Annotated in this window: 24 protein-coding genes; 13 read left to right on the top strand and 11 right to left on the bottom strand. The window is 65.6% G+C overall.

Annotated features, from left to right (window positions below; genetic code table 11):
• Positions 1-91: 91 nt before the first annotated feature.
• A complete protein-coding gene (locus SBI67_RS18530) occupies positions 92-1,825 on the bottom strand; it encodes an isochorismatase family protein (RefSeq protein ID WP_318981988.1) in 1,734 nt (577 codons plus the stop codon).
• A gap of 218 nt (positions 1,826-2,043) precedes the next feature.
• A complete protein-coding gene (locus tag SBI67_RS18535) occupies positions 2,044-2,757 on the bottom strand; it encodes a GntR family transcriptional regulator (protein WP_318982566.1) in 714 nt (237 codons plus the stop codon).
• A 374-nt stretch (positions 2,758-3,131) separates the two neighbouring features.
• On the opposite strand from SBI67_RS18535, the gene SBI67_RS18540 reads away from it, so the two are divergent.
• On the top strand, positions 3,132-4,016 hold the full coding sequence (locus tag SBI67_RS18540) for a DODA-type extradiol aromatic ring-opening family dioxygenase (RefSeq protein WP_318981989.1): 885 nt from the start codon (positions 3,132-3,134) through the stop codon (positions 4,014-4,016).
• Positions 4,017-4,163: 147 nt separating this feature from the next.
• On the opposite strand, the gene SBI67_RS18545 is transcribed toward SBI67_RS18540, so the two are convergent.
• The 4 genes from SBI67_RS18545 to SBI67_RS18560 form a co-directional block, all read right to left on the bottom strand.
• The gene (locus tag SBI67_RS18545; RefSeq protein WP_318981990.1) at positions 4,164-5,039 is read right to left on the bottom strand and encodes an alpha/beta fold hydrolase; all 876 of its coding nucleotides are present in this window, start codon (positions 5,037-5,039) and stop codon (positions 4,164-4,166) included.
• 202 nt (positions 5,040-5,241) lie between these two features.
• Positions 5,242-5,997: an SDR family NAD(P)-dependent oxidoreductase gene (locus SBI67_RS18550; RefSeq protein WP_318981991.1), complete on the bottom strand. Its 756-nt coding sequence runs from the start codon at positions 5,995-5,997 to the stop codon at positions 5,242-5,244.
• A gap of 128 nt (positions 5,998-6,125) precedes the next feature.
• Positions 6,126-8,711 carry a flavin-containing monooxygenase gene (locus SBI67_RS18555; protein ID WP_318981992.1) on the bottom strand — a complete coding sequence of 862 codons (2,586 nt, stop codon included), beginning with the start codon at positions 8,709-8,711 and terminating at the stop codon, positions 6,126-6,128.
• Between the two features lie 409 nt (positions 8,712-9,120).
• Entirely contained in the window at positions 9,121-9,897 is a 777-nt protein-coding gene (locus SBI67_RS18560) for an IclR family transcriptional regulator (protein WP_318981993.1), read from the bottom strand.
• A 100-nt stretch (positions 9,898-9,997) separates the two neighbouring features.
• Between SBI67_RS18560 and SBI67_RS18565 the strand changes: the two genes are divergently transcribed.
• Positions 9,998-10,624 (top strand): helix-turn-helix domain-containing protein, encoded by a 627-nt coding sequence (locus SBI67_RS18565; RefSeq protein ID WP_318981994.1) that lies wholly within the window; start codon positions 9,998-10,000, stop codon positions 10,622-10,624.
• Between the two features lie 242 nt (positions 10,625-10,866).
• Here SBI67_RS18565 and SBI67_RS18570 read toward each other — a convergent pair whose 3' ends face one another.
• The 3 genes from SBI67_RS18570 to SBI67_RS18580 form a co-directional block, all read right to left on the bottom strand.
• Positions 10,867-11,016: a hypothetical protein gene (locus SBI67_RS18570; RefSeq protein WP_318981995.1), complete on the bottom strand. Its 150-nt coding sequence runs from the start codon at positions 11,014-11,016 to the stop codon at positions 10,867-10,869.
• A 436-nt stretch (positions 11,017-11,452) separates the two neighbouring features.
• A complete protein-coding gene (locus SBI67_RS18575; protein WP_318981997.1) occupies positions 11,453-11,776 on the bottom strand; it encodes an NIPSNAP family protein in 324 nt (107 codons plus the stop codon).
• On the bottom strand, positions 11,773-12,807 hold the full coding sequence (locus SBI67_RS18580; RefSeq protein WP_318981999.1) for a quinone oxidoreductase family protein: 1,035 nt from the start codon (positions 12,805-12,807) through the stop codon (positions 11,773-11,775). Before SBI67_RS18580 ends, SBI67_RS18575 begins: the two co-directional genes overlap by 4 nt.
• Positions 12,808-12,905: 98 nt before the next feature.
• Here SBI67_RS18580 and SBI67_RS18585 point away from each other — a divergent pair, with 98 nt between their 5' ends.
• The 10 genes from SBI67_RS18585 to SBI67_RS18630 all read left to right on the top strand — a co-directional run bounded on the left by SBI67_RS18585 (position 12,906) and on the right by SBI67_RS18630 (position 24,947).
• Positions 12,906-13,364, top strand: a complete 459-nt coding sequence (locus tag SBI67_RS18585) for a MarR family winged helix-turn-helix transcriptional regulator (RefSeq protein WP_266045549.1) — start codon at positions 12,906-12,908, stop codon at positions 13,362-13,364.
• 626 nt (positions 13,365-13,990) lie between these two features.
• A complete protein-coding gene (locus SBI67_RS18590; protein WP_318982000.1) occupies positions 13,991-15,352 on the top strand; it encodes an RraA family protein in 1,362 nt (453 codons plus the stop codon).
• Positions 15,349-16,689 (top strand): TRAP transporter large permease subunit, encoded by a 1,341-nt coding sequence (locus SBI67_RS18595; protein WP_318982001.1) that lies wholly within the window; start codon positions 15,349-15,351, stop codon positions 16,687-16,689. Before SBI67_RS18590 ends, SBI67_RS18595 begins: the two co-directional genes overlap by 4 nt.
• A gap of 18 nt (positions 16,690-16,707) precedes the next feature.
• Positions 16,708-16,977 (top strand): hypothetical protein, encoded by a 270-nt coding sequence (locus tag SBI67_RS18600; RefSeq protein WP_318982002.1) that lies wholly within the window; start codon positions 16,708-16,710, stop codon positions 16,975-16,977.
• Between the two features lie 167 nt (positions 16,978-17,144).
• Positions 17,145-17,975: a cyclase family protein gene (locus SBI67_RS18605; protein WP_318982003.1), complete on the top strand. Its 831-nt coding sequence runs from the start codon at positions 17,145-17,147 to the stop codon at positions 17,973-17,975.
• Between the two features lie 55 nt (positions 17,976-18,030).
• Positions 18,031-19,224 carry an MFS transporter gene (locus SBI67_RS18610; RefSeq protein ID WP_318982004.1) on the top strand — a complete coding sequence of 398 codons (1,194 nt, stop codon included), beginning with the start codon at positions 18,031-18,033 and terminating at the stop codon, positions 19,222-19,224.
• A gap of 41 nt (positions 19,225-19,265) precedes the next feature.
• Positions 19,266-20,030, top strand: coding sequence for an IclR family transcriptional regulator (locus tag SBI67_RS18615; protein WP_318982005.1), 765 nt, complete (start codon positions 19,266-19,268; stop codon positions 20,028-20,030).
• A 257-nt stretch (positions 20,031-20,287) separates the two neighbouring features.
• Positions 20,288-21,157, top strand: a complete 870-nt coding sequence (locus SBI67_RS18620; RefSeq protein ID WP_318982006.1) for a MaoC family dehydratase — start codon at positions 20,288-20,290, stop codon at positions 21,155-21,157.
• A 53-nt stretch (positions 21,158-21,210) separates the two neighbouring features.
• Positions 21,211-24,486 (top strand): error-prone DNA polymerase, encoded by a 3,276-nt coding sequence (locus SBI67_RS18625; RefSeq protein ID WP_318982007.1) that lies wholly within the window; start codon positions 21,211-21,213, stop codon positions 24,484-24,486.
• Between the two features lie 230 nt (positions 24,487-24,716).
• Positions 24,717-24,947, top strand: a complete 231-nt coding sequence (locus SBI67_RS18630; RefSeq protein WP_318982008.1) for a hypothetical protein — start codon at positions 24,717-24,719, stop codon at positions 24,945-24,947.
• Positions 24,948-24,998: 51 nt separating this feature from the next.
• Here SBI67_RS18630 and SBI67_RS18635 read toward each other — a convergent pair whose 3' ends face one another.
• Positions 24,999-25,412, bottom strand: coding sequence for a TIGR03667 family PPOX class F420-dependent oxidoreductase (locus tag SBI67_RS18635; protein WP_318982009.1), 414 nt, complete (start codon positions 25,410-25,412; stop codon positions 24,999-25,001).
• Between the two features lie 34 nt (positions 25,413-25,446).
• On the opposite strand from SBI67_RS18635, the gene SBI67_RS18640 reads away from it, so the two are divergent.
• The gene (locus tag SBI67_RS18640; protein WP_318982567.1) at positions 25,447-26,088 is read left to right on the top strand and encodes a nitroreductase family protein; all 642 of its coding nucleotides are present in this window, start codon (positions 25,447-25,449) and stop codon (positions 26,086-26,088) included.
• A 3-nt stretch (positions 26,089-26,091) separates the two neighbouring features.
• Here the strand turns inward: SBI67_RS18640 and SBI67_RS18645 are convergent, their stop codons facing one another.
• Positions 26,092-26,685 carry a TetR/AcrR family transcriptional regulator gene (locus SBI67_RS18645; RefSeq protein WP_318982010.1) on the bottom strand — a complete coding sequence of 198 codons (594 nt, stop codon included), beginning with the start codon at positions 26,683-26,685 and terminating at the stop codon, positions 26,092-26,094.
• Positions 26,686-26,752: the final 67 nt, after the last annotated feature.

Here is a 26,752-nt window from a genome sequence, read left to right on the forward strand (position 1 = left end):
GAACGGGTCGCCCCGTACAAGAAGATTCGTAGCGTCGAATTCGTTGAGATGATACCCAAATCGGCGACTGGCAAGATACTGCGTCGACTCCTCAAGGCGTGATGCGAAAGTGACCGTTGCTCTCCGTCCAGGCCCCCGCTGAACAATGGCCGCGGTGTAGTCGCCGTCCCGATATTCTCGAAACCCGCTCGCGGACAGGCTCAGGTCGCGCGACGCACACGTCTCCGCTGTGGCGCAACCTGAGTTCCCGACGGACTCGCACCCCGTGGACGAGCGAATCCAACACCTCGTCAGTGGTTGCGATCTCGGCAAGCAGCGCAAGCGATTCCACGGACGCCTCGTGAGCCGGCAACGAGCCGGCCGAACAGGCGTCTGTGACGACGATCGTGCGGTATCCGTGGTCGGACGCAGCACGTGCGGTCCCTTCGACCGAGAGGTTGGTGGCCACGCCCGCGAACACGACGGTATCGACGCCGGCGCGGCGGAGTACGAGATCCAGCTGACTCGCATGGAAGCCGCCCACTCGCTGATGACAGATGACCGTTTCCCCGGCGCGTGGGGCGAGTTCGGCCGCGATGTCGGCTGCCGGGGTGCCGTCGACCAGACAATTCTTCTGCGCGGACATCGCCAACAGCGGGCTGTTCGCGATCATGTCGGAATAGTCCGGCTTGAAAGCGACCCGCGTGTACACGACCGTTGAGTGCCATTCCACTTCGGCTTCGAGGCTGATCCACGACGTGGCGGCCAACAACTCCTCTACCGCTACGCGTAATTCCAGTTGCGCCAACGGCATTCCCACACATCGATGAATGCCCCAGCCGAAGGCCAGGTGTTCGCTGGCCTTTCTTCCTTCGTGGTGCATGCGGCTGGGATCGGCGAACTTGGCAGGATCGAGGTTGGCAGCCGCGTAGAGCAGGTACAGCCGCTCGCCCTTCCGAACCTGCATGTTTCCGACGATTGTGTCCCTGGCAGCTGTTCGCGCGAACCACCGCAACGGGGTGTTCAGCCGTAGCGACTCCTCGACTATTGCCGGAATTCGCGCGGGTTCGTCGCGGAGCAGCTGCTGCAGCTCGGGGTCTTCGACGATCTGCGCCATGAGACACGCCAGACCTCGGGCGGTCGAGTGATGTCCGCCGGTGAGAACGGCTGTCAATGCGCCACGCACCTCGGCTTCGTCGAGATCACCCGCATGGTCGTTGGCGCGCGCGATCACACGCGATATCCACGAATCGTCGGGCTTCGACTGGCTATCGGCGATGAGACCGTCGAGGATCTCCTGCAGTCTCTTTGCGGGATCGCTGCCATCGGGCATCGGGCGTCGGTAGAGGAACAGCGACTCACTCAAAGTCTCCATTTCCGACTTGATCGACTCGGGTGCGCCGATCAGCGAGAAGATGACATCCAGCGGGAGGGGATACGCATAGTCCGCGCCTAGATCGGCTATCTCGGCCGCGGACAGGCGATCGAGCAGAGCGCCGGCGTGCTCGCGGACCATCCGTTCAAGGGGAGGCGTCACTCGCGGCCCGACCAGTTCGGTGAGAATCGCTCGATGGCGAGTGTGCGTTGGGCGGTCGTACTCCAGCGCCAGGATGTGCGACGTGAGTGCTCGCGGGAAGCGAACGCCATCCGCAGACGAAAACGTCTCGTGGTCTGCCGCGATCTGACGGCAGAGCGCATAGTCGGAAACGACCCACAACCCCCCTTGCTTCTCGGACCAGGCGATTCCGCCCGCCGCCCGAACCCGTTCGAAGAGTTCGAGGTCGTGAAGCACCAGATCTTGATCAGTGGAGTCGAATTCCACTACCGGAATGCCAGTTGCCGTCATCGTGCGCCTTCCCGAGGCAGTTCCAACGCCATGTCGAATGAGTGGCATGCTAGCATGCGACACGACGGCAGCCAGCGAGAATGCGAGCGAAACTTCAGATTCGGACCCGCGGCGCGGAGGTGTGCCTGGCGAGTGGCTCGTTGACAAAGCGAGAATTCGAGTTCGCGGACCCGACCAGAACGGCCTCGAGAATCGTGCGGTCAGTCGCCGACCCAACGTCAGCGCGGCGCGGTCCCGTTGACGGCGTGGGCCTCCGCATTGATCACATCGATCGTGCCGACGATGTGTGCTTCCATTTCGCGACGTGCGCCTTCCGCATCGCCAGCGTGGATAGCGGCACGGATGCGTTCGTGATCCGCGTGGCGCTCGTCGAGTGCGGAGCTGAGCGGCTGCGGTACCCCTGTGGTGTTGATCAAGAAATCGGACAGATCCCACAGCCGGCGGCTGGTGTCGGCGGCGATTTGCGAGTGGGCCATGTCATGGATGGCATCGTGGAAATTGCGGTTCAGCACGCGATATCCACGCGATCTCACCCGGGGATCGGCTTCCTCTCGAAGAGCATCGATCTCCGTGGAAATGGCGTCGAGTTCGGCGACTTGCTCCTCCGTACGACGCAGAGCTGCGATGCCGGCGATGGTGCCCTCGAACCCTCCGAACATCATGTAGAAATCAGCGACTTCCCGCAGGGTGTACGCCATCACCCGTGAGCCGACCTGTGGCTGGATTTCGATCAGGCCGTCGGCGGCCAGTCTGCGCAGTGCCTCCATGACCGGTTGTTTGCTCACCCCGAACTCGACGCGCAGGGCTTCTGCCGAAAGGCGTTGGCCAGCCGGGTAATCGCCCTCCATCAGCCGACCTCTGAGCTGGTCGTAGACCGCGTCATTCAGTCGTGACACTGTCCGGCGCGACCGTGATTCGCCCTCATAACGCATGTCCACCCCTGAAAGCGTAGCCCTGACCCTCGCTTGACTGCTTCAACTGCATGCCGACCTTCTTGTGGTGGGCCGGGTAAACGCGATACTGTGATGCTAGCATTCTAGTTTCCATTCGGCTCTGTTCCCCCCGGTCCGGTTCGATCGAATCGGCACCGGACCACCACGTAGGCGATTCACAGGTGCAATGACTGATTCGACGTTTCCCCCTCCTCCTTCCTTCGTTCCGTTCCGATCGGACGTCCGTTCCGGAATCGACCTGTAACCGATCAACCGATCCCATCAAAGGACCCTGACGCGTAAACCGTTGTGACACGCGGCTTTCGATCGGTCTCGATCATTGCGCAAGCCGCCTTCGAAAGGTAGGAACCCCTATGCGAACCGCACCTGCAATAGCGACGTTGTGCTTGTCGCACAGTCCCCCAGATGGCTCAAGACGTCGACCACGCGCAAGGCCTCGAGTTCCGCGCGGGATTTGCGCGGGTCGCCAAGGCGGAGGCCGACTACAGCCCGACGCTCGTGGTCTATTACGGCCCGGATCACATGCGCGCGCTCGCTCCATCGCCCCGTGCTTCACCGTCGTCGAATCTGCGACCGGCTACGGTGACTGGGGTACGCCGCAGGAGGATTACGCCGTCCCGCGGCAGAAGGCGATCGAACTCGCCAGGTATCTGGCCGAGGCCGGCATCGATATCGCCACTGCCGACACTTTGCGGCTCGACCATGGATTCGGACAGTCCACGGCGGATTTATTCGGGTCCCTGTCTTCGGTACCGATACTCCCCATCGTCATCAATTGCGTCGACCGGCCGATCGCCACAGTGGCCCGCGTCGCCGCATTGGGTCGGGCGGTGGGGGAGTGGCTGCGCATGCGTGTAGAGCCTGACGAACGCGTCTTGGTGATCGGTTCCGGCGGGCTGTCCCACGCACCGCCCTCACTGATACCCGGGGCGCGGGACCTCACCGAAGAGCAGCGGCGAAAACTGGTTACGGACAATATCGCGAAGGCCGCGGAAGCCATTGACCCGGACTGGGACCGCGATCTTCTCGACGTGTTCGCTTCTGACTGGGAGCGTCTCGCCAGCCTTCGTGAGGCCGACCTCGTCGCGGGAGGTTCCGGCGGCGCTGAGGTCCGCACATGGATAGCCTCGGTATTCACCGGCGGCACGCCGTTGGAGAAGATCGTGTATCAGCCGGTGAGTGAGTGGATCACCGGCATGGGCATCGTCGCCAGTACGAATCTGGCTGTCCCGGCCTGATCTCCGCGGCAGGCTGCGCCCTGCTGCGACACCGAAAAGTCTCCCTTCGAGGGGTTTTCGGTGTCGCAGCAAGGTAGACGGATGCGCCATGCGCCGATCAAGCCGGTCGACGACTGGGAGCCGCTGTTCCCTGGAAGGGCCAGACGTTCATTCACCGGGCGCAGTGAGGAATTCCAGTACAAGACGGTTGAACTTGTCCCGCTGTTCCCATTGCGGCCAATGCCCAGCACCGGTGATGAGTTTGAATTGGCCGCCCGAGATCTTCTCGGCCATCTCAAGACCGGCTCCTGCCGGGCCGGAAGGGTCGTCACTGGTCCACACCACCAATGCGCCGTTCGGCACCGCCTTCAAGTCTTCATCGGTGACCATGTTGCGTCGTCGCACATCGGGGTCTTGCAGGCACAGGATGTGGCGCATTGATTCCGAGAACCCCGGCTGCGAGTAGATTGTCCGACGAATCGCGACCAGTTCGTCGGTGACGGACGCCGGGTCGGCCATGAGCCACTCCAGCCGGGCGCGAATGCGCTCCTCCGACGGGTCGTCGGCGGCAGCCTGGGACAGCCCTCGGATCTTCTCCATCACCTCTGGTCGAGCCATCGTGCCGCCCGGCGTGTTGAGCACCAGCTTGCCCACGCGATCGGGATGGGCTGCCGCAAACTTGATCGCGACCCAACCGCCCAGCGATTCACCGTTGAGATGAGCCTTGGTCGTCCCGAAGGCGTCGAGTAGTGAAGCGAGATGCTCGACGTACGTGTCCAGTTCGAGGTCCGCGTCGGCAAGGGTGGTGTAACCGTGCCCCGGGTAGTCGTAGGCGATGACGTGGTAGTGCTCGGCGAAGGCGGCGATGTTGTGGGAATACGCCTCGAGGTGTCCGCCGGTTCCCGGCATGAGCACGAGGGTTTCGCCGCTGCCGGCTTCGAGCACGCGGGTGCGCCACGGGCCGACCGTCACATAGTGCAGGCGGTGCTCTGTCGCGCCCAGCGCCACCCAGACGGGCGTATCCCGGAGGAGTTCCGCGCTCACGCGCTCACCACGACCGACTCGAGCACCCCGTTGCCGACACCGGGTCGTTCGTCGAAACCCGTTGATTTCCTGGCGTGTCGCAAAGTCGCATCCCATATCTCACTGAAAGTCGCTACTGGCATGCTAGCATCACACACACCCGTCGCAAGTATGCCGGCATGCGTGGTTCCGGTGACCGATGGACCGACTGTGGCTGACGGCGCTAGACACGCCGCAGATTCATACCCCCGTCGACCACGGTGGCCGTGCCATTGACGAAGGATGCGGTGTCGGAGGCCAGATAGGTCGCCAGGCCCGCAATGTCGGCCGGTGCTGCCATGCCACCCTGACCTTGGGTCACCATCTGCTCGAACGGCATACCGGTGATGTCCGCGAAGACGTCACTGGTGCGCGCGACCATCTCGGTGGCGACGAAGCCCGGACAGATGGCGTTGGCACGGACCCCGTGGTCGCGCAGCTCCAGCGCCATCGACTCGGTGAGCCTGATCACCGCCGCCTTGGTCGCCGAGTAGATGCCCAGGAGGGGGAAGGCCACCACGCCGCTGATGGACGCGATGTTGATGATGGCACCGCCGCCGTCGATGAGCGCCGGCACGGCGTGCTTGTAGACCAGCCATGGTCCGCGCACGTTGATCGACATCAACCGGTCGAAGTCCGCCTCGCTGGTCTCGTGCAGCGGGGCGAGCGTCTCCACGCCGGCATTGTTGACCAACACGTCCAGTCCGCCGAGGGACGCAGTTGTTGACTGCACCGCCGCGGCGACGCTGTCGGCTGAACTCACGTCACATGCCACACCGATTGCGCCACGGCCGATCTCGTTCGCTGCAGCCTCGGCGCCCTGTATATCGGCGATCGCGACGACCGCACCGGCTTCGGTGAAGGCCTCGGCGATCGCGCGACCGATCCCACGGTGTCCGCCGGTGATCAGAGCCCGCTTGCCTTCAAGGGTACCGCTCATGTCAGCGCACCTTCTTTCTGTTCGTCTCATGTGTGAGCAGGGCGAACCAGGTTGTGATCGCCCCTATTTCGCCGGCGACGGCGTGCTCGCCGCCGATGCGGTGTCGGACTGTCGTCTCTTATGACGGCTCAGCCGACGGCACTGGCCTCGGCTTCCCTGACCAACAATGGGCCGACGAATTGCGCTATGGTGTCGTGGATTTCGGCGGCTCGCGGAACCGCCCCCGACACCGACAGCGTGGTATGGAACAGACGTGCCAGGCGTCGGCATTGAGTCGGCACGCCGGCGGCCTGCAACGCGGCCGCGTAGTCCTCGGCCTCGTCGCGAGTCGGGTCGATCTCCATGGTCACGATCAGGGTGGGCGGCAGGCCCGATAGGTCCTCGGCTCGGATCGGTGCCGCCCACGGCGACGTGGCGTTCACGGGATCACCTAGATACAGAGTCCACATCCGTTGCCCGAGCTCGGTCGAGATCATCGGCCCCGCGGCGAACTGCTTGCGAGAGTTGGTGTCGGCCAGCGGGTCTATGGGTGGCACCACCAGAATCTGCGCCCGCAGCGCGGGGCCACCCTCGTCTCGGGCACGTAGTGCGGTCACCGCGGCAAGGTTCGCCCCCGCGCTCTCGCCGCCGATGGCAATACGGTCAGGGTCCCCGCCGAACTCACGCGCATTCTCACCCGCCCACCGAAGCGCAGCGAGAACGTCATTCGGTGCTGCGGGGAACGGATGTTCGGGCGCCAGCCGATAGTCCGGGGACACCACGACCGCGCCGACTCGCTTAGCCAGCACCGCGCACGGCTCATCGAACGCGTCGAGGCTACCGCCGATCCATCCACCGCCGTGAACGAACACGATGACGGGCAGCGGCGAGGTGTTGCCATCGGGCCGATACAGCCGCACCGGGCGCTGTCCGTCCTCGGTGGGGTAGGAAGCCTCGGTGATGGAGATGCCGGTCGGCAACGGAAGCTGCATGGCCCTGAGGGACTCAAGGCTGAAACGGGCTTCCTCCAGAGAACACTGCTCGAGGGGTTTCACGCCCATGTTCATCATCCCGGCGAGCAGGAAGACTTCGCTGCCGTCGAGACTCACCAGAGTCGATACCGGCCTTTCGTGACCGTCGAAGGCGAATCCGCTGTAGTCGCGGGCCACGACCTCTTCGACGATCGCGCGAAACATCGGTGCGCCGGTGAACAGTGAGATCGGCGTCCGTGCCTTGCCTGCGATGTTGTCACCCATGAGCCACGTGGTCCCGGTGGGAAACAGGGTCACATCGGCGACTTCACAGACCAGCTCGTTGTAGCGGGTCTCGGCCTCGTCAGTGACTTCCGCCGTTCGGTACCCGTGCTGCTCCATCGTCGAGATCAGGCCGGCGATGAAGTCCACGCTGACTTCGATGGCAATGGGATTGTTGAACAGGGCTGCGGGACCCTGCGGACCGTTGACGTGGAAGAGGTTGGGAAACCCGTGGGTGGCCGTGCCGAGATAGCACCGTTGGCCGTGCGCCCAGTGATCGGTCAGTTGCTTGCCGTCGCGGCCGACGACGCCCATCCGCTTCAGCGCTCCCGCGCCTACATCGAAACCGGTTGCCAAGATGATGACGTCGAACTCGTATTCCTGCTCGGTGGTGGCGATGCCCTTTTCCGTGATCCGAACGATGGGTGTCGTGCGCGCATCGACGAGCCGTACGTGGGGTTCGTTGAACGCCTCGAAGTAGTTGGTTTCGAAGGTCGCTCGCTTGACCCCGTAGGGGTGGTCGGTAGGGCACAGCAATTCGGCGACCTCGGGGTCGGTGACACGCTCGCGGATGCGGCCGCGAATGTAATCGGCCACTGTCCGATTCGCTTCGGGATTGGTGATCAGGTCGTAGTAGGTCGAGGCAAGCATGCGGAAACCGCCACCGTTGTAGAACTCGTCGTACACCGCTCGTTGTTGGTCAGGGGTGTGGGCCGCAGCTGGGAGGACCGCGCGCGGATATGCCGCGCCCGTAATGCTGTCGAGTGCCTCCTGGCGAATCCGCGGGTAATCGGCCACCGTGGCATCGAATTCGTCATCGGACAACGGCCTGTTGCCCAGCGGACACGCGAAGTTGGGGGTCCGCTGGAAGACCGTCAGTTGGCCGACCTCCTTGGCGATGGTCTGAATGACCTGAATGCCCGTAGACCCCGTGCCGATCACGGCGACGCGTTTGCCGGCCAACTCGATGCCCTCGTGGGGCCAGCTGCTGGTGTGCACCACCGTGCCGCCGAAGTCGTCTTGTCCGGGGAATTCGTTGGGCTTGGTCACCCCGAATCCACCTGCGGCGTTGATGAAGAACCGTGCGGTGGTGGTAGCCCCGTCGTCGGTGCCGACGTGCCAGAGCTCGGCATCGTCGTCCCACACCACCGAGGTCACCCGGGTGTTGAAGCGGTAGCTGCGTCGAAGGTCGAACCGGTCGGCGACGTGTTCGAGGTATCGCTTGATCTCGGGCTGAGAGGCGAAGCGCTCGCTCCAGCGCCACTCGCGCTGCAGATCCTCGTCGAACGAATACGAGTAGAAAATGCTTTCGAAGTCGCAGCGCGCCCCTGGGTAGGTGTTCCAGTGCCACACCCCGCCGGCGCCGGGCGCGGCCTCGAAGGCCTGAACCGAGAGCTTCAACTCGTTGCGGAGTTTGTGGGTCGCGTAGAGGCCCGAGAATCCGGCTCCGACGATTACGGCGTCAACGTCACTGTTGGTCATGCCTCCATCGTGGTGAACAGTGATCGGTCGCACATCCGGTTGACTACCCGTACCCATACCTGCGCCCATACCTGATCTGCTGTCGGGACGGAATGGTGAACGGTCATGCCCTGAATCGTTCGGTGCGCCAGCCGAGCCCATAGCCGTGCCAAGACCCGGCGTGCACGCCGGGTCCTCGCCTTCTGCCGGCTGGCGGCGAGCAGCGTTGACCCATCACGGGACAGCGATTCCGGCCGACGGCGTTATCGGCGTGCGCGGGTTCGCTCCGCCTGCTGGGGGTGGCCGTCTGTGAATCGGCTGTCGCTGACGCCATGTCGAGACTCCTCGTGAGGAGTTGAGTTTGTTTGTCCGGGAACCGGAGTGGGTGACTGAGGTGGACGCCGACCTCGATCGGGTGCCGGGGACCTATTTAGCCGTCGCGGTGTGAGTGGCTCATTATTCGGGAGGCGGATGCGCAGATGCGTCGTAGGTTGTGCGCGTGGGGGCGAAGGTCGGCGGATAGCGGAACCGATACCGATAGGGCGGCGATCGGTGTGCCGTTGCGGCCGAATACCGGTGCTGCGATGCAGCCCAGTCCGGGGCGGCTTTCCTGGTGTTCGGTTGCCACGCCGTCGAGTCGGACGCGGTCGAGGACGCGGGCCAGTTGGTCGGGGTCGGTGATGGAGTGGGGGGTGAGTGCGGTCAGCGGCCTGCTGGTGATGTTGTCCACTGCTGCGGGGTTGTAGGCCAGCAGGACTTTGCCGACCGCGGTGCAGTGCGCGGGCAGGCGTCCACCGATGCGCGACGGGGCAACTGCATTGCGATGTCCGTACAGTTTGGCCAAGTAGACGACTTCAGTGCCGTGCAGCATCGCCAGGTGCACGGTCTGGCGGGTCGTGTCGAACAATTCGGTGAGAAAAGGCATCAGTTGGTCACGCACCCGCTCGTGGCCCGGGGGGTTCACCGCCAGGCCCAATTCGTGGAGTCGTGAGCCCAGCCGGTAACCGGTGCCGACGCGTTCCACCACCGCGTTGCGCTCCAGCATCCCCAACACGCGGTACGCGGTCGACTTACTCAAACTCGCGCGGCGAGCGAGTTCGCTGACACCGACACCGGTACTGGCTTGGTCTCCGAATGCAACCAGTAGGCTGAATGCCTTGTCGATGGCAGCTCTGTCGTCGCGTGCGGAGTCGATCACCGCTGTCATGAGGCCTCCTGGGTGTGTGACAGGGTCGCTTCAAGTTCCCTCTTCGTCACTCTTGATGACCATGATGCAAAACCCGACGTCGTTCGTCAATAATGACGAGATGACTATTAAAAGTGACAGTGCGTCCGGAGTGAACCAGCTGGTCGCCCGTAACGTGCGCCGGTTTCGCCGCGAGCGTGCCATGTCGCTGGGTGAGTTGGCCCGCCGTTCCGGATTGGCGAAGCAGACCTTGTCGAAGATCGAACAGGGCACGGGTAATCCGACGGTGGAAACGCTGGCGCTACTGGGTGCTGCGCTGGACCTTCCCGCACGGCGGCTGCTGACCGAGTGGGGCACCCCGGTGTACGTCCAACGCCGCGCTGACGGGGTGTGGAGTGGGAGGCCCGAGTGGTCGGAGCGGCTGCTCGACGAGATCTACGGCTCGGGGTACGTGCGCACCCTCGTGTTGCGACTGGAGCGCGGTGCGGCCGAGCCTGCGGTGATCGAACCGCATCCACCCGGCACCCTCCATCACCTGTTCGTGATCACCGGGAGGCTGCGCACCGGTCCGCTCAGTGAACCGGTCGATCTGGCGGCGGGAGACTTCGTCCGGTTCCCCGGCGACGTGGCGCACCGCTACGTGTGTCTCAGTGATCGAGTGACTGCGCACGTGGTGACCACGCTGCCGCAGATCCGCCAGATCGGGCCTGCCATACCGCCCACCCAGGGTCGCGGTGACGACGAATGATCCCGTACTGAACCGTATTCGAGTTTGCATGCGGCGCGCTGCGGGTGTGGCCTACGAACGGAGCTACGGCAGATCAGGGTCCTGCAGGCCCTGGATGACGGTGCACGTAGCCACGATGTGGTGTTCCATCAACTCTCGCGACCGTCGTCAACAACAAAGGGCTGGCTCGCCATCCTCTGGGATAGGAGACTCCTGCTGACTGTCTATGGGCTGGAAATGTCCTTATAGGGCGTCGGCGAGGTTCAGGCCAGATGCCGGCGGGACAGCCCACGGGTGGCCTCCCCTTGTTTGGGAGCCGGTACGTCATCGCACTGGCCGGCCCCGAAGGCGGGGGTTCGGCAATCCTGCCTGCCGGTGAATCCGCGTCGGCGAACGGGGAGCCGCAGGGTCATTGGGCATCCGTTTCCAACGCAGCATGTACCTGCGGCAGATGTCGGGTCCGGCATGACTCCCGAGCGGAGCGCATAACCGGGCTGGCTGTCACGTGACAAACAATCTCGGCAGTCGAATGTCGGGGCGCGGGCTGCATTTCGGCGAACTCGTCACCGCAGGATGGTTCACTCGGATATGACACGACTGTGAGACAGATGTCGTATGACATGTCGTGAGACTGTCCGGATCGGTGCAGGTCAGAACGCCTTCATATGACAGTGGATCTGAGAATCTACATCAACCATGGGTTTTGGGCGTGGGCGTCAATTTCTCGCGGCGAGCTTCATGTCGATGTCACCTATGTCACGCACCGGGGCTTACGAGGACAACGCCTACGGGCCAACGTAGCCATGGGGAGTCGTTCGTCGCCCCGCTCCACTGCAGTGTCGTGGACCGTCAGTCCAACGGGGAGCCGGTGCTGGGATCAAGTCTGGTCGCCGTCACGTTCAGGATGCAAGTCGGATCCATCCCCGCCATATCCTGGTGAAACGCGGGGCTCTGCAGGTAGGCCCGCTCGAGGGACTCGAGATCGGCTCCGTCGGGATAGGACGCGAGGACGTAGAGGCGATGGTCGGTGTCGTCCGGGCTGGTCCAGATGCCGTGCAGGGTGATGTCGAATTCCCCTACGGTGCCAAGATGTCGAGGATAGACGTCGTGTTGGTAGGTCCGTAGCGACTGCGCATCTTTCAGGGTGTACACGCGCCATTGGTAGACGCTCATGGCTGCTGCTCGGCCCAGGGCAGCAGTACGCACTTGCCCGTCGAATGGCGGTCTTCGATCAGCCGGTGCGCCGCGGCCGCCTGCGACAACGGCAGTTGTGCCCCCAGTTCAACCTCGAGCCGACCGTTCACTACATATTCGGCGAGTTCGGCTACCACAGAGGCTATTTCACGCCGATCACCGCTGAGGTAGGGGTAGATGCTGAAGAATCCCAGCGTCTGGTTGCCGAACAACCGTCCGGCCGCGAACTCGGCGTCGAAGTCGATGACGGGGGACGTCTTGTCGGCGCCGCCGTATGCGCTCAGCCGGCCGAACGGGGCCAGCGACGCAATCGACTGGGTGAACGCCTCTCCGCCGACGTTGACCAACGCGGCGTCTACGCCGCGGCCGTCGGTCGCCTCCATCACCTCGGCGCTCCACTGCGGTCGGGTGTAGTCGATGCAGACGTCGGCACCGAGGTTCACGACCAGCTGCCGCTTGGCCGGCGTGCTTGCCGCACCGATCACCTGGCGTGCACCGCGAAGCTTCGCGAGCTGAACGGCCATGGAGCCCAAGCCTCCTGCCGCAGCGAGGATCAGTACTGTCTCGCCAGGTGCGAGCCGCACGCCGTCGCGAATTAAGAGGTGGGCGGTCACGCCTTGGACGAGCAGCGCGGTGCTCTCGGCGTACCCGAGCTCGCGCGGTAGCGGATACACCGCGTCTGCTGCCGCGACGACGTACTGCGCGTACGCGGCCGGTTCGGCTCCCGATAGGAAACCGAAGACCCGATCACCCTTCGCCACGGTCGAGGCGCCCGCACCGACCTCTTGCACGGTGCCGGCGAATTCGGCGCCCAGCAGGTGGGGTAGTGGAGGCTGAAACGGATAGTTGTTTCTGCGTTGTTCGATATCGGCGAAGTTGATTCCCGCGGCCTCGTTGCGGATCAGCACCTGCCCCGGGCCCGGTTGGGGAATGGGAACGTCTTCGTAGACGAGGCTTTCGGGTGGCCCGTATCGATGGATCCGGATGGCCTTCATGGTGTCGCTGCTCATCACTGTCTCCATCGTGAGCTAAATTAGTAGGTGTAATCAAACTATATGCGTATTAGTTTGGTCATGCCAACTAGTTCTCGCCGAAAGTGACGGGCGACATGCCGCAGCAGGAACCACCCGCGCAGCGAATCCATCCGGCGATGGTGAAGCTGATTCACCAGATGAGCCGCCCCGAGACGCGCACCAAGCTGCTGGGCGATGCCGGGCACGACCTGACGCCCGTCGACGTCGACCTGCTGCGGACCATCATTGCCAGACAACCGGTGCGGGCCTCGCACCTGTCCGATGCGCAGGCGGTCGACAAGTCGACCATCACCCCCCAGATCCGCCGACTGGAGCGACGCAAGTTGATCACGCGGAGAACAGATCCCACTGATCGCCGGGCCGTGTTGCTGAGCGCGACCGCGCTGGGGCGCGAGACCAGTCATCGGATGGACTCCACCGGCACCGAATTCATCGAAACCGCATTGCGGCATTGGCCGAAGAAGGATCAAGCCATGTTCGCCACCTTGTTCTGCCGTTTCGTCGATGACCTCGCTGATCAGCCTGCCCACTAAGCTGGTCGACGCGCCCCATCGCGCGCCCCCGCTATGAGGCCTTCTCGGATATGACACGACTCTGAGACAGAATCTCATGACATTGTGTGAGACGTATCGGGATAGTCGCAGGTCACTCTCGCTGCCGTATGACAGCAGATCTGAGATCTACATCAACAACCGTGATTCACCGCACCGGCTGCGACGAGCGCACCGCACCCCTTCGCCGTGACTCGGTCCGTGGCCGATCTCGCCATCGATGACGTGATCGCACACCGGGGCGGCGTCGACGAGGTCGATGAAACGAACGCCGCACCTGCTGTGCCTTCAGTCCGAGTTCTCCTGCAAGCCAGCATAATTCGGTCCGATCATCTGCGGTCAGCTTGACGTCGGCGAGTGCGGTGGCGGAAGGGCGAAGCGCGAGGCGCTGTCGCGGATGCCGCTTGCAAGCCCGCTAGAACAGTCGCCTGGCGCGCCAACAGTCTCCTATGTCGAGGTCCTGGGAATCCGGTGCGCCAACCGCGCCCGCCTCCGTGCCGGCTGCTGGGCGACCCGCGGGCCCGGTGGGTTGACAAACCGCTTCGGTGTGATCAGGCTTACAACATCAAGTGATAGCGACTATCATAGAATGAGAATCGAGGGAAACAATGCGGGTGGCAGTTCTGGGCCTCGGAGAAGCTGGTGCGTTGTATGCGGCGGGATTCCTCGCCCACAGCTGGCAGGTCAGCGGGTTCGACCCTGCCGACGTCGCCACTCCGCCCGGCGTGGAGAGATTCGACGACGTCGCCGCCGCCGTGCGCGACGCCGAGCTTGTGTTGAGCCTCACCAGTTCGAAGGTTGCGGTGCGGGCGGCACGCGACGCGGCGCCCCACCTCAAGGCGGGCGCGGTCTACGCCGATATGAACTCCGCTTCGGTCGCCGTGAAAACGGCAGCGGCGGAGGCCATCGCCGTCTCCGACGGCGTGCTGTTCGCCGACGTCGCGGTGGTGGGCTCGGTACCTGCGCACGGGTCGAAAACCGCACTGGTGATCAGCGGGTCCGGGTCGGCGAAGGCCGCGGCATACTTCCAGGGCGTCGGAGCCCGGGTGGATGATATCGCCGGCGAAGCGGGTGACGCCTCGCGGCGCAAGCTGTTGCGCAGCAGCTTCATGAAAGGGCTCGGCGCCTTGATCGTCGAGTCCACCGAGGCCGGTGAGGCCACGGGCGCTCAGCAGTGGGTGCGCGACCAGATCGCGGCCGAGCTCGTCGACGGGTATGCGGCTCTTGACCGCCTGCACGATGGCACCGTCAAGCACGCCGCGCGCCGCGCGGTGGAGGCCTTCGCGGCCGTCGACCTGCTCGACGAGGCCGGCGTCGCTCCGGTGCTCGCGCGCGCTGCAGCGCAGGTACACCAGCGTCTGGCCGACGCCGACGGCCGCGCCGCCGATGAGCTGCTGTCCGCCTTCGAGGGATTGCCGGTAGCAAACATCGGCGACGCCCGCGGCCGCATGGGCATGCTCGATTCGGGCATTCGCCCCATGTGGAAAGGGGCTCGTCTGGTCGGGCGGGCACGTACGGTGTGGACGCGCGCCGGTGACAACAAGGCGCTGCAGGAGGCCCTGGCCAAGGTACGTCCGGGGGAGGTGATCGTTATCAACGGCCACGGTGACGTCAACCGCGCCCTGATGGGCGAGTTGATCGCCGAGCGCGCCCGGTCCCGCGGTTGCGTAGGCATGGTGATCGACGGCGCTGTCCGCGACGTCGACGTCCTTGCCGAGATCGGCTTCGGGGTGTGGGCGCGCGCGGTCAGCCCCGCGGGCCCCTACAAGGACGGCCCCGGGCAGGTGGACGTGCCCGTCGCGGTCGGAGGCGTGGTGTGTAATCCCGGCGATCTGGTCGTCGCCGACGACGACGGTGTGATCGTCGTGCCCGCGGCCGAGGCGTTCGCGAGCCTTGCCGGGGGCAGGGCCGTAGAGGCCGACGAAACCCAACGCCGCGCGGCCATCATTGCCGCTCGGAGCGCATCGTGATCGCCGTCTGGGCGCTGGTCGCCTTCATCGCGGCGATCGTGGTGTGGAACGCGGTGCTCAAGCGGAACATCGGCGAGGCGATGATCGTCGGTCTGGTCGCCGTGGCAGCCTTCGCCGGTGTCCATGCCCCCACCTATGTGTGGCACGGCTTCACCGATGCCATTCAGGAGGAGGTCACCTTCGCGGGCCTGGCCTTCATCTTCATGAGCTTCATCCTGGTCAAGACACCCGTACTGGACAGACTCATCGACGTCCTGAACTCGTTCCTCGGACGGATGCGTGGCGGACCGGTGTACACGTCGACCGTCGCCGGCGGCATGTTCGGCGCCGTCGCCCACGTCGGCGCCTCGGTCACCGCGGCCGTCGGGTCGGTCACGGTTCCGTGGATGAAGCGGTCCGGCGTCAGTCCGGAACTGTCGGCCACCGTCGTCGCGGGCTGCGCGGGTATGGGTGTCACGTTCCCGTTCAGCGCCACCATGTTCATCCTCGTCGGTTCAGCCACCGTCACCGGACTCATGGAGCCCGACGAGATCGTCCTTCCGCTCGCGCTCGCCGGACTGTGGTGCCTGGCCTACCGCCTGGTCATGAATTTCTACCTGGTTCGCAAGCACGGTCTGCAGCCGATCGCCGCCGAGGACCGGCTGCCCATCAAGACGAGCCTGCGCACCGGATGGCATTCGCTGCTGCTCTTCATTCCGATCATCGTCCCGCTGGCGCTCACCAGGGGACCGTTGGCTGCAGAACTGTCGGCTTACACCGACGTGGTGATGTCGAAGGCGATCAGCTTGGTCACGTGGATCCCGGTGCTGATGATCGCGCTGGTGCTGTTCCTCGGGCGCCGGCATCTACCACGCAATCCCTCAGGTTGGTGGAAGGTGTTGGGCGACAGTGCTCCTCAGTTCGGCGTCATCGGCGTCACGATCGTGGCCGCGTTCACCGCATCCAATGTGCTGGCCGACCTCGGACTGCCCGAACAATTGACCACGGTGCTGGAGAGTGTGCACGCGCCGGCGTGGCTGATGGCGGCCATCGTCGGGATCATCATCGTCGTCATCGCGATCCCCCTCACCGCGTCGGCCACGATGGCCGCCGTCGGCGGGGTGGCGGTGGCAGCCCTCGTCGGTGTCGGAATTCCGGCCCCGATCGCCGCGACCGCAGTGCTGGTGTTCGCCTCTACCGAAGGCGCCTCGCCGCCCTCGGGCGCCCCGATCTACGTCGCCGCGGCCATCGCGCAGGTCGACCCGTCGAAGACCTTCCTGCCGCTGCTCAAGTACTACTGCATTCCCATCCTGGGCGTCGGAGTCCTGATCGCCCTCGGCCTCCTCCCCGTCGCCTAGACAGAACGGACACACATCATGATCAGAACAGTCATTTCGACCGTGTTCCGAATCACCGTGGCAGCCTTCCTCATCGGCGGTGCGGTCGTGGTCGGCCTGCAGGCCGTGGGCATCGTGATGGGAAATGGCGCATTCATCGACGCCGTCTCCGACCACGTCGCCCCCTGGGTCTACGGATCCGCCGGTGTCGCCGGACTGCTTGCCTTCGCGTTGTCCTACTTCCCGCATGGCGACGGGGACGACGCGATGGACCAGAACTCGTCTCCGGCTGTACCCGAACACGCATGACCGTCGCCAAACCCGACTCAGGTTTGCATACCGGCTCCCGGTATGCAGACCTGCTCCAACGCCGAGACGGTGCGCCGCCGGGGAGCAGTTGGGGAATCTTCGACAATCCGGACCGCGGTACTGCCGGATTCGCTACGGCACAACATGTTCGTTCAGCAGTACGTCGGGTGCGCAGGGGAGCGGTGTTCAGCCTCGACTACCCGCTGACGGCATTCGACCCGCCGATGTCCCGCTCCCGATCGGCTCCTACCCACACGATCACCTGCGCGCACGAACAGTCGCGCGACGACAGCCTCGACGGCCTGTTCCTCCAGGCGAGCAGTCACGTCGACGGTCTGCGGCACCGGCGCGCGTCCGGACACGGTTTCTACGACGGTGTCGCTGACGCCGCGATCGTGACCGGCACACCGCAGCTGGGCGTGCAGGCATGGGCCGACGATCCGATCGTCGGCCGCGGCCTGCTGCTGGACGTCGAGGCACTCCTTTCGTCGGAGGGGACACCGCTTGATCATCGTGACGGACCGGCCGTCGACGCCGGTGTTCTGGACCGTGCCGCCGCACGGCAGGGGGTGGTCGTCGAGCCCGGCGATCTGGTTCTGGCTCACACGGGCTGGGCGAAGTGGTTTCTCGACGCCACCGACGACGAGCGACGCGCTGTCAGGGACGAGCGCCGAGCGACGGGATTCGCCCAACAACGTTCGCTGCTGGAGTGGTTGTGGGACAACCAGATAGCGATGTTCGCCACTGACACCTTTGCCGTCGAAGTACTCCCCGTGCTGCCGTCGAGCCCGTTTCGAGAGTCGGCTCCCGAGGACCTCGGCATGATGCACCAGGAACTGATCGCGAAGCTGGGTGTCCCATTGGGCGAGCTGTGGAACTTGACTGCGTTGGTCGAGGACAGCCGCCGGCACGGGCAATGGGACGCCCTGCTGGTGGTGAAACCGCTGGCCCTCGTCGGCGGGGTCGGCTCACCGTGTAACGCCACGGCTATCCGATAGGAACTCTCGTAGGATGATAGCCATCCAGGGTTGGTGACGAAGGTACGGAGAGCCGATGAGCGCGCGAACGGCCGGTTGGCGTTTCGCGCTGAGTTACCAGACCGCGCTGGTGCAGGCGTCATGGACAGCGGTGCGCCTGATGGTCGGCTACCGCGCCCTTGCGCTCGGTGCCGACGCGCTCGTCATCGGCGCGCTGGCAACCGCGTTCGCGCTGCCCGCGTTGTTTGCCGCGTTGCCCACCGGTCGTTGGTCGGATCGCTCCGGGGGTCCGGTGGTCGCCGTCGCCGGATTGGTGACGGCGACGATCGGGACGGCCATGGCCTTCTTGCTCCCCGGACTGTGGCTGTTGTTGGCGGCCGCCGGCGTCATCGGTCTCGGCCAAATCATGATCATGATCGGCCAGCAGACCTTCGTCGCACACGCCAGCGCCGGGGGAGACAGCGACCGGGCGTTCGGCACGCTGACGTCCGCCGCCTCGGTGGGGCAGCTCATCGGGCCGCCGGTGGTGACGGCGGTGGCGTCCTTGGCGATGTTCCATGGTCGCGATGCGCCCAACGCCACCGTGGGACTCGTCCTGTGCGCCGCGCTGCTGGCAGCGTCGATGCCGGCATACCTGCCGCTGCGGCGATGCGACCGAGAACTCGAACGACCCGCTGCCCGCGCCGCCGATCCGGAACGGGTTTCGGATCTGATCAGGGCACCTCAGATGTGGCGGTCGCTGACCGTGTCAGGGGCGGTCTTGGTCAGTCTGGATCTGATGTACGCATTCGTGCCCGTCTGGGCGACGGACCGGGGGATCGACGCGACGGTGGTCGGTGCACTGCTGGCGCTGCGAGCCGCGGTGACCGTCGTCAGTCGAGTCGGACTGCCCCGCATGGTGCGGCGGTTCGGCCGGCGTCTGCTGATCACCGCCTCCATCGGTGCGGCGTTCGCCGGGTTGCTTGCCTTCCCTTTTGTCGGAACCGGGGGTGCGGTTCTGGTGATGGTCGCCTTGGGCATCGGGCTCGGAATCCCGCAGCCGTTGACCATGTCCTGGGTGACGTCGTTGACCCGCGCGGAATCACACGGCACCGCCCTTGGTATGAGGCTGACCTCGAACCGCGTCGCCCAGATCTGCGTTCCGTTGGCGATCGGAGCCCTCGCCGGGCCCTTTGGCGTCGTCGGAATCTTCTGGGCCAATGCGGCGGTGCTCCTGGGCGCGATGGGGGTCATGGCCACCACGCGGTCACCTGACCCGGGGGCGGCATGAGCAGAATTGCTTACGATGTGCCACGTGCCAAGGGAGCCACGGTGACCACCCCGGCGAGCAACATGAGGTCGCTCGATCGATCCTTCGACGTGCTCGACGTCCTCCAAGCCGCCAAGCAGCCGATGCGGCTGGCCGAGATAGCCCGTGCCAGCGGGCTTCACATCGCGACGGCTCAACGCATCGTCAACGTGCTGGTCGCCCGGGGTTACGTCGCCCGCTCCGGCGATGCGTACACCGCCGGGCCCGCCGCTCTGGCGGTCGCCCACGCCTATCTGGTGAGCAACCCGCTCAGCGTGCTGGCGCAGCCGGTGTTGCAGCAGTTGGCGACCAACACCGGCTACACCGCTTCGCTCTACGTCAGGGTCGAGTACAGCCGCGTGCTCGTCGCGCGTGTGGAAAGCGCACATCCCCTGAGTTATGTCCTGCCGGTCGGTGAACGACTGCCCCTGCACCTCGGCGGCGCGGGCAAGATCTTCCTGGCCGACATGGATCCCGACGACGTGAGCCGGGCTCTCGACGGTGTGGTCGACCTGCACCATGCCGATGGCAGCACGTTGAGCCAGAAGGATTTCGGCACATTGCTGGACCGGGTCCGGGTTGACGGCTACGCGGTGTCGATCAGTGAACGACTGATCGGCATCGCTTCGGTCGCCGCGCCGGTGCGCGCCGCCGACGGCACCTTGTGTGCCGCGATTGGCCTCACCGGACCAGCCGACGCCATCGACGGCGCCGCTCAAAAGACCCTCGTCGCGGAGGCTCGCAGGGCGGCCGACGCGTTGGGCGGCAGGATACCGCTGACCAAATGACGGGCAGCCTGCTTCGCGTCGATCCGCGACGATCCTCGTCAGAGCCGGACGACGAACTGTTCCGATGCACCTTTGTTCCGGTTGACGTTTGATCTGCGACCGACGGTTCGAAATAAGTTGCCTCGCACGGTGATCACCGCGTCGAGGCCGGCCGGCGGGACATTCGGACATCGAGTGACCGGCCGATGGCGTGTCGAGGCGAGCCGCCATCGGCTAGCGTCAGCCCCGAGCGCATCACACCAGCAAGGGAGCCCCGTATGCCGATCGATCCGGGCGCCGTCGGCGCCACCACCGAACCCCAGGATTTCACCTGGACCGACCGCGAGACGCTGCTGTACGCGCTCGGCGTGGGCGCCGGCGTCGACGATCTGGCGTTCACCACCGAGAACAGCCACGACATCGAGCAACAGGTGCTGCCCACCTTCGCGGTGATCGCCTGCTCGCCGTTCGCGGCCGCCTTGCGGATAGGCACCTTCAACTTCGGCATGCTGTTGCACGGTTCGCAGGAGATCCGGCTGCACCAGCCGTTGCCGCCGGCCGGCCGGCTGCGGGTGCACTCGGAGGTCGCCGACATCCAGGACAAGGGTGAAGGCAAGAACGCCGTGGTGATGCTCAAGGGCTACGGGGCTGACCCGGACAGCGGGGCGGTCGTGGTGGAAACGCTGACCACGGTGGTGATCCGGGGCGAGGGTGGCTTCGGTGGCCAACCCGGGCAGCGCCCACCCGCCCCGGAGTTTCCCGACCGGGCGCCCGACGCCACGGTGGCGCTGCCGACCCGCGAGGATCAGGCGCTGCTGTACCGGCTGTCCGGCGACCGCAATCCGCTGCACAGCGACCCGTGGTTCGCGCAGACGCTGGCCGGCTTCCCCAAGCCGATCCTGCACGGGTTGTGCACCTATGGGGTTGCCGGCCGGGCGTTGGTGGCCGAGCTCGGCGGCGGTGACGCCACCAAGGTTCATGCCGTCGCCGCGCGCTTCAGCTCCCCGGTGTTCCCCGGTGAGACGTTGACGACCACCATCTGGCGTACCGACCAGGGGCGCGCGGTGTTTCGTACCGAAGCGGCTGCGCCGGACGGTTCGGGTGCCCGGGTGGTCCTCGACGACGGGGCCGCGGAGTTCACCGACTGAACCGGAGCCGGTCGAGCTGGTGTTCGAACGCATGTTCGACTAGTCTGGCCGGGGTGGGCTGGCACAACGGACCGCCGACCTGGTCGGAGATGGAGCGGGTGCTGGCCGGCCGGGCCCGCCGTATCGAGCCGCCGCCCGCGGACGGCGGGGACAGTCCGGCCTGGTCACGCAAGCGTGGCCCCTATCAGCCGACGGGTATCGAGCGCAGCGGTTCGCGCGTCCCGTACGCAGAGTTGCACGCGCACTCGGCGTACAGCTTTCTGGACGGGGCCAGCACGCCGGAGGAACTCGTCGAGGAGGCGGCCCGGCTGGATCTGCGCGCCATCGCGCTGACCGACCACGACGGGCTCTACGGTGTGGTGCGGTTCGCCGAGGCGGCCCGCGAACTGGACGTGGCCACGGTGTTCGGAGCCGAACTGTCGCTGGGTAACGTGCCCCGCACCGAGGAGCCCGACCCGCCCGGCCCGCATCTGCTGGTGTTGGCCCGGGGAACCGAGGGTTACCGGCGGCTGTCCCGCGCGCTGGCCGCGGCGCATCTGGCCGGCGGGGAGAAGGGCAAACCGCGCTACGATTTCGACACGCTCACCGAGGCCGCGGGCGGCCATTGGCACATCCTCACCGGATGCCGCAAAGGCCATGTCCGCCAAGCGCTCTCGGAAGGGGGTCCAGAGGCCGCGGCGCGGGCGCTTGCCGATCTGGTGGACCGGTTCGGCAGCGACCGGGTCAGCATCGAACTCACCCAGCACGGCCAACCGTGCGATCACGAACGCAATGCCGCACTGGCCGAGCTGGCACCCCGGTTCGGGGTGGGGGTGGTGGCCACCACCGGCGCGCATTTCGCCGAACCGTCCCGGGGCCGGCTGGCCATGGCGATGGCGGCCATCAGGGCCCGCAACTCGCTGGACACCGCGGAAGGCTGGCTGGCCCCGCTGGGTGGCGCACATCTGCGGTCGGGGGAGGAGATGGCCAGGCTGTTCGGCACCGACGCCGTCACCGCCGCAGCCGATCTCGGTGAGCAGTGTGCCTTCGGGCTCAGTCTCATCGCGCCCCGGTTGCCGCCGTTCGACGTCCCGCCCGGGCATACCGAGAACACCTGGCTGCGCCACCTCGTCGAGGCCGGCGCCGCCGAGCGGTACGGGCCACCGTCGCACGCGCCCAAGGCCTACGCGCAGATCGAACACGAGTTGCGGATCATCGAGCAGTTGAACTTCCCGGGGTATTTCCTGGTGGTGCACGACATCACCCGGTTCTGCCGGGAGAACAACATCCTGTGCCAGGGCAGGGGTTCGGCGGCCAACTCGGCGGTCTGTTACGCGCTCAAGGTCACCAACGTCGACCCGGTCCGCAACGAGTTGTTGTTCGAACGGTTCCTGTCTCCGGTGCGCGACGGCCCACCCGATATCGACATCGACATCGAATCGGACCTGCGTGAGAAGGCCATCCAGTACGTCTACGAACGCTACGGGCGGGACTACGCCGCCCAGGTCGCCAACGTCATCACCTATCGCGGCCGCAGCGCGGTCCGGGACATGGCGCGCGCACTGGGCTTCTCGCAGGGCCAGCAGGACGCGTGGAGTAAGCAGATCAGCCGATGGAACGGGTTGGCCGACTCGCCCGACGTGGAGGATATCCCCGAGCAGGTGGTCGACCTGGCCACCCAGATCACCAACCTGCCCCGGCACATGGGCATCCATTCCGGGGGCATGGTGATCTGCGACCGGCCGATCGCCGATGTCTGCCCGGTGGAATGGGCGAGGATGGAGAACCGCAGTGTGCTGCAGTGGGACAAAGATGACTGCGCGGCAATAGGTCTGGTGAAATTCGACATGCTGGGTCTCGGCATGCTCTCGGCGCTGCACTACGCCATCGACCTGCTGGCCGAACACAAGGGCATCGCCGTGGACCTGGCGCAGTTGGACCTGTCCGAGCCTGCGGTGTACGAGATGCTGCAGCGCGCCGATTCGGTCGGGGTGTTCCAGGTGGAGTCCCGCGCCCAGATGGCCACCCTGCCGCGGCTGAAACCGCGTGAGTTCTACGACCTGGTGGTCGAGGTGGCGCTGATCCGCCCGGGCCCCATCCAGGGCGGGTCGGTGCACCCCTACATCCGGCGCCGCAACGGCCAGGAGGAGGTCACCTATGACCATCCGTCCATGGAACCGGCGCTGCGCAAGACGCTGGGGGTGCCGCTGTTCCAGGAGCAGCTGATGCAACTGGCGGTCGACTGTGCCGGCTTCAGTGCCGCCGAGGCCGACCAGTTACGCCGTGCCATGGGGTCCAAGCGGTCCACCGAGCGGATGCGGTTGCTGCGCAACCGGTTCTACGATGGCATGCGCGAAAAGCACGGTATCACGGGCGCGGTCGCCGACCGTATCTACGACAAGATGGAGGCTTTCGCGAATTTCGGTTTCCCGGAAAGTCATTCGCTGAGTTTCGCGTCGCTGGTGTTCTACTCGTCCTGGTTCAAACTGCACCATCCCGCGGTGTTCTGCGCGGCGCTGCTGCGGGCCCAGCCGATGGGCTTCTACTCGCCCCAATCGCTGGTCGCCGATGCCCGCAGGCACGGGGTGCAGGTGCACGGCCCCGACATCAACGCCAGCCTGGTGCACGCCACCTGCGCGAACCGGGGGCTGGACGTACGGCTGGGCCTGGGCGCGGTCCGCACTATCGGTGACGCGCTGGCCCAGCGCATCGTCGACGAGCGAACGGCACACGGGCCGTTTGCCTCCCTGCTGGACCTGACCGCGCGAGTGCAGCTGTCGGTTCCGCACACCGAGGCGCTGGCGACAGCCGGTGCGCTGGGCTGTTTCGGGATCACCCGCCGTGAAGCGCTGTGGGCGGCGGGTGCGGCCGCGACCCAGCGTCCGGACCGACTCCCCGGGGTGGGAGCCTCCTCGCATGTGCCCGCGCTGCCCGGCATGACCGAACTCGAGCTCACCGCGGCCGATGTGTGGGCCACCGGGGTTTCCCCGCAGCGCTATCCCACTGAGTTCCTCCGCGAGAATTTCGACGAGCTGGGCGTGATTCCCGCGGGCCGACTGCTCGAAGTCCCGGACGGGAGTCGAATTCTGGTGGCCGGGGCGGTCACTCATCGGCAGCGTCCGGCGACGGCACAGGGCGTGACGTTCATGAACCTGGAGGACGAAACCGGCATGGTCAATGTGCTGTGTTCACCGGGTGTGTGGTCGCGGCACCGCAAGCTGGCGCAGACGGCCTCGGCGTTGATGGTGCGCGGCATCGTGCAGAACGCCAGTGGGGCGGTCACGGTGGTGGCCGACCGGATGGCCCCGGTGCAACTGCGGGTGGCGTCGCGGTCCCGCGATTTCCGGTGATCGGACGCCGAGCGTGCACCCAGAGCGTCGCCTCGCGCGAGAGCGCGCTCCATGTGCACGCTCGCGCGTTGAACGGCTATCCCTTCCCCCAATCGGGGGACACGCACTTCATCCCCGCCATCCACCGGTCACCGGACAGATCCCGCGCGTGAATTCGGGCATTCTTTTCTCAACGGCGAAACAAGCCGACAACAGAAACCAAAAGCTCACTCACACAAAGGATTACAGAAATGACCTCGATCTTGCGCACCCTGGTCCTGCCCATCGTCGCCGCCGGCATCATCGGCGCCGGAGCCCTCGGCCTGGCCGGCACCGCCGCCGCGGCCACTCAGGTGAACCCCGGTGACCATGGCAGCCACTCCTTCAGCCCCGAGGTCAAGGCCCACCCGGCTCCGAGCATGGCGCCCGGCTGGCATGCCCACCACGGTCCGGCCCGGGTCGCGATCCTGCAGAACCGCTGACCGGACCCAGCGCGAGCCCCACCTGCGAAAGCGAGTGGGGCTCGGCGGGTATCACGCCTCGGTCGGGGTGGTCCAGACCTTGTCGACCGAGATCTTGATGCGGGTGCTGTACCCGGACATCGCCTCGGTCAGCCCGAATTGTGCGGCGGCCTTTTCGTATTTGGCCCAGTACGGCGCGTCGTCGCGGCCGTCCACGCCTTCGGCGTCGATCCGGGCGCTGCCGCCGACCACGATGATGCCGCCGCCGTTGCCGTCGGAATCCAGGTTCAGGCTCACCTGCGGGTGGTTACGGATGTGGCGCACCTTGGCCGCCGACGGGGTGGTGTAGATGACGAGGTCGGCGCCGTCGAAGTAGAACCACACCAGTTTGGGCACCGGCTGCCCGGATTGTGCGACGGTGGTCAGCCAGCCGTAGTCGTCAGAGGTCAGGCGTTCGGTGATGTCTTGGGTCAGGTTTGTCGTCATGGACGGAATGTAGTCTCGCGATATGACTGGCGACATGACACTGAACCTGTCCGCGGATGAAGTTCTGACCACCACCCGTTCGGTGCGCAAACGCCTCGATTTCGACAAACCGGTGTCCCGTGAGGTGCTGCTGGAATGCCTCGACCTGGCGCTGCAGGCGCCGACGGGGTCGAATTCCCAAGGCTGGCAATGGGTTTTCGTGGAGGACCCGGCCAAGAAGAAGGCCATCGCCGATATCTACCGCACCAACGCCACCCCGTACCTGGCATCGCCGAAAGATTCCTTCGGCGATGCCCGCGACGAGCAGATCGATGCCGTGCGCTCGTCGGCGAGTTATCTCAACGACAACATGGAGAAAGCGCCGGTGCTGTTGATCCCGGTGCTGGAGGGTCGGCCCGACGGTGCACCCGCCGGGGTCAGCGCCTCCTTCTGGGGCTCCCTGCTGCCCGCCGTGTGGAGCTTCATGCTGGCGCTGCGGTCGCGCGGGCTGGGCTCGGCCTGGACCACCCTGCATCTGCTGGGCGACGGGGAGAAGCAGGCGGCCGAGGTCCTCGGTATCCCGTTCGACAAGTACTCCCAGGCCGGCCTGTTCCCGATCGCCTATACCAAGGGCACCGATTTCAAGAAGGCCAAGCGGCTGCCCGCCGAGCAATTCGCGCACTGGGACACCTGGTGACCGTCAGTGCAGCGCGGCGATGATGTGGTCGGTGAGCTTCTCGCAGTAATCGTCGTCGACGGGTAGCTGCATCACGGCCAGCCGCCAGTACAGCGGCCCGGCCATCAGGTCCAACGCCAGGTCGGGATCGGTGCCGACGGGCAGCTGCCCGCGTTCGACGGCCCTGTTGAACAGTTCGGCGGCCTTGATGCGGCGTGGTTCGCGGACGTGCTCGCCGAGCACCGCGGCCAGTTCGGGATTGCGGATGGCCTCGGCCAGCAGGTCGGGCCCGATGCGGCGGACCATCGGATGCGACAGGGCGTCGCGGGCGGTGCGCAGGTACTGCAGCACGTCCCCGCGCAGGGTGCCGGTATCGGGTATGTCGATGGCGGCGACGGCCGTCTTCGGGACGAGTGCCATCGTCATGTCCAGCTTGGATCGCCAGCGCCGGTACACCGCCGCCTTGCCGACGCCGGCACGTTTGGCCACGGCGTCGATGGACAGCCGGCCGTACCCGGTCTCGGCCAGTTCGGCGAAGTACGCCTCTTCGATCGCCGCGGTTACGTCGTCCTGGAGCACCGGCCCACCGGAAGTACGGCGGCGAGGGGGAGTGGTCACGAACACACCGTAGCCCAAACGGAACGGTTGCGTTCCGTCAAATCCGGTGCCATTATCGATACGTAAC

This window comes from Mycolicibacterium chengduense (assembly GCF_033741155.1).
Taxonomy (GTDB): domain Bacteria; phylum Actinomycetota; class Actinomycetes; order Mycobacteriales; family Mycobacteriaceae; genus Mycobacterium.

What these genes read in the sequence shown, in the direction of transcription:
- SBI67_RS18530 (WP_318981988.1), bottom strand. Translation starts at nt 1,825, where the DNA reads ATGACGGCAACTGGCATTCCGGTAGTGGAATTCGACTCCACTGATCAA.
- SBI67_RS18535 (WP_318982566.1), bottom strand. Translation starts at nt 2,757, where the DNA reads ATGCGTTATGAGGGCGAATCACGGTCGCGCCGGACAGTGTCACGACTG.
- SBI67_RS18540 (WP_318981989.1), top strand. Translation starts at nt 3,132, where the DNA reads ATGCGAACCGCACCTGCAATAGCGACGTTGTGCTTGTCGCACAGTCCC.
- SBI67_RS18550 (WP_318981991.1), bottom strand. Translation starts at nt 5,997, where the DNA reads ATGAGCGGTACCCTTGAAGGCAAGCGGGCTCTGATCACCGGCGGACAC.
- SBI67_RS18555 (WP_318981992.1), bottom strand. Translation starts at nt 8,711, where the DNA reads ATGACCAACAGTGACGTTGACGCCGTAATCGTCGGAGCCGGATTCTCG.
- SBI67_RS18560 (WP_318981993.1), bottom strand. Translation starts at nt 9,897, where the DNA reads ATGACAGCGGTGATCGACTCCGCACGCGACGACAGAGCTGCCATCGAC.
- SBI67_RS18565 (WP_318981994.1), top strand. Translation starts at nt 9,998, where the DNA reads ATGACTATTAAAAGTGACAGTGCGTCCGGAGTGAACCAGCTGGTCGCC.
- SBI67_RS18570 (WP_318981995.1), bottom strand. Translation starts at nt 11,016, where the DNA reads ATGACCCTGCGGCTCCCCGTTCGCCGACGCGGATTCACCGGCAGGCAG.
- SBI67_RS18575 (WP_318981997.1), bottom strand. Translation starts at nt 11,776, where the DNA reads ATGAGCGTCTACCAATGGCGCGTGTACACCCTGAAAGATGCGCAGTCG.
- SBI67_RS18580 (WP_318981999.1), bottom strand. Translation starts at nt 12,807, where the DNA reads ATGAGCAGCGACACCATGAAGGCCATCCGGATCCATCGATACGGGCCA.
- SBI67_RS18585 (WP_266045549.1), top strand. Translation starts at nt 12,906, where the DNA reads ATGCCGCAGCAGGAACCACCCGCGCAGCGAATCCATCCGGCGATGGTG.
- SBI67_RS18590 (WP_318982000.1), top strand. Translation starts at nt 13,991, where the DNA reads ATGCGGGTGGCAGTTCTGGGCCTCGGAGAAGCTGGTGCGTTGTATGCG.
- SBI67_RS18600 (WP_318982002.1), top strand. Translation starts at nt 16,708, where the DNA reads ATGATCAGAACAGTCATTTCGACCGTGTTCCGAATCACCGTGGCAGCC.
- SBI67_RS18610 (WP_318982004.1), top strand. Translation starts at nt 18,031, where the DNA reads ATGAGCGCGCGAACGGCCGGTTGGCGTTTCGCGCTGAGTTACCAGACC.
- SBI67_RS18620 (WP_318982006.1), top strand. Translation starts at nt 20,288, where the DNA reads ATGCCGATCGATCCGGGCGCCGTCGGCGCCACCACCGAACCCCAGGAT.
- SBI67_RS18630 (WP_318982008.1), top strand. Translation starts at nt 24,717, where the DNA reads ATGACCTCGATCTTGCGCACCCTGGTCCTGCCCATCGTCGCCGCCGGC.
- SBI67_RS18635 (WP_318982009.1), bottom strand. Translation starts at nt 25,412, where the DNA reads ATGACGACAAACCTGACCCAAGACATCACCGAACGCCTGACCTCTGAC.
- SBI67_RS18640 (WP_318982567.1), top strand. Translation starts at nt 25,447, where the DNA reads ATGACACTGAACCTGTCCGCGGATGAAGTTCTGACCACCACCCGTTCG.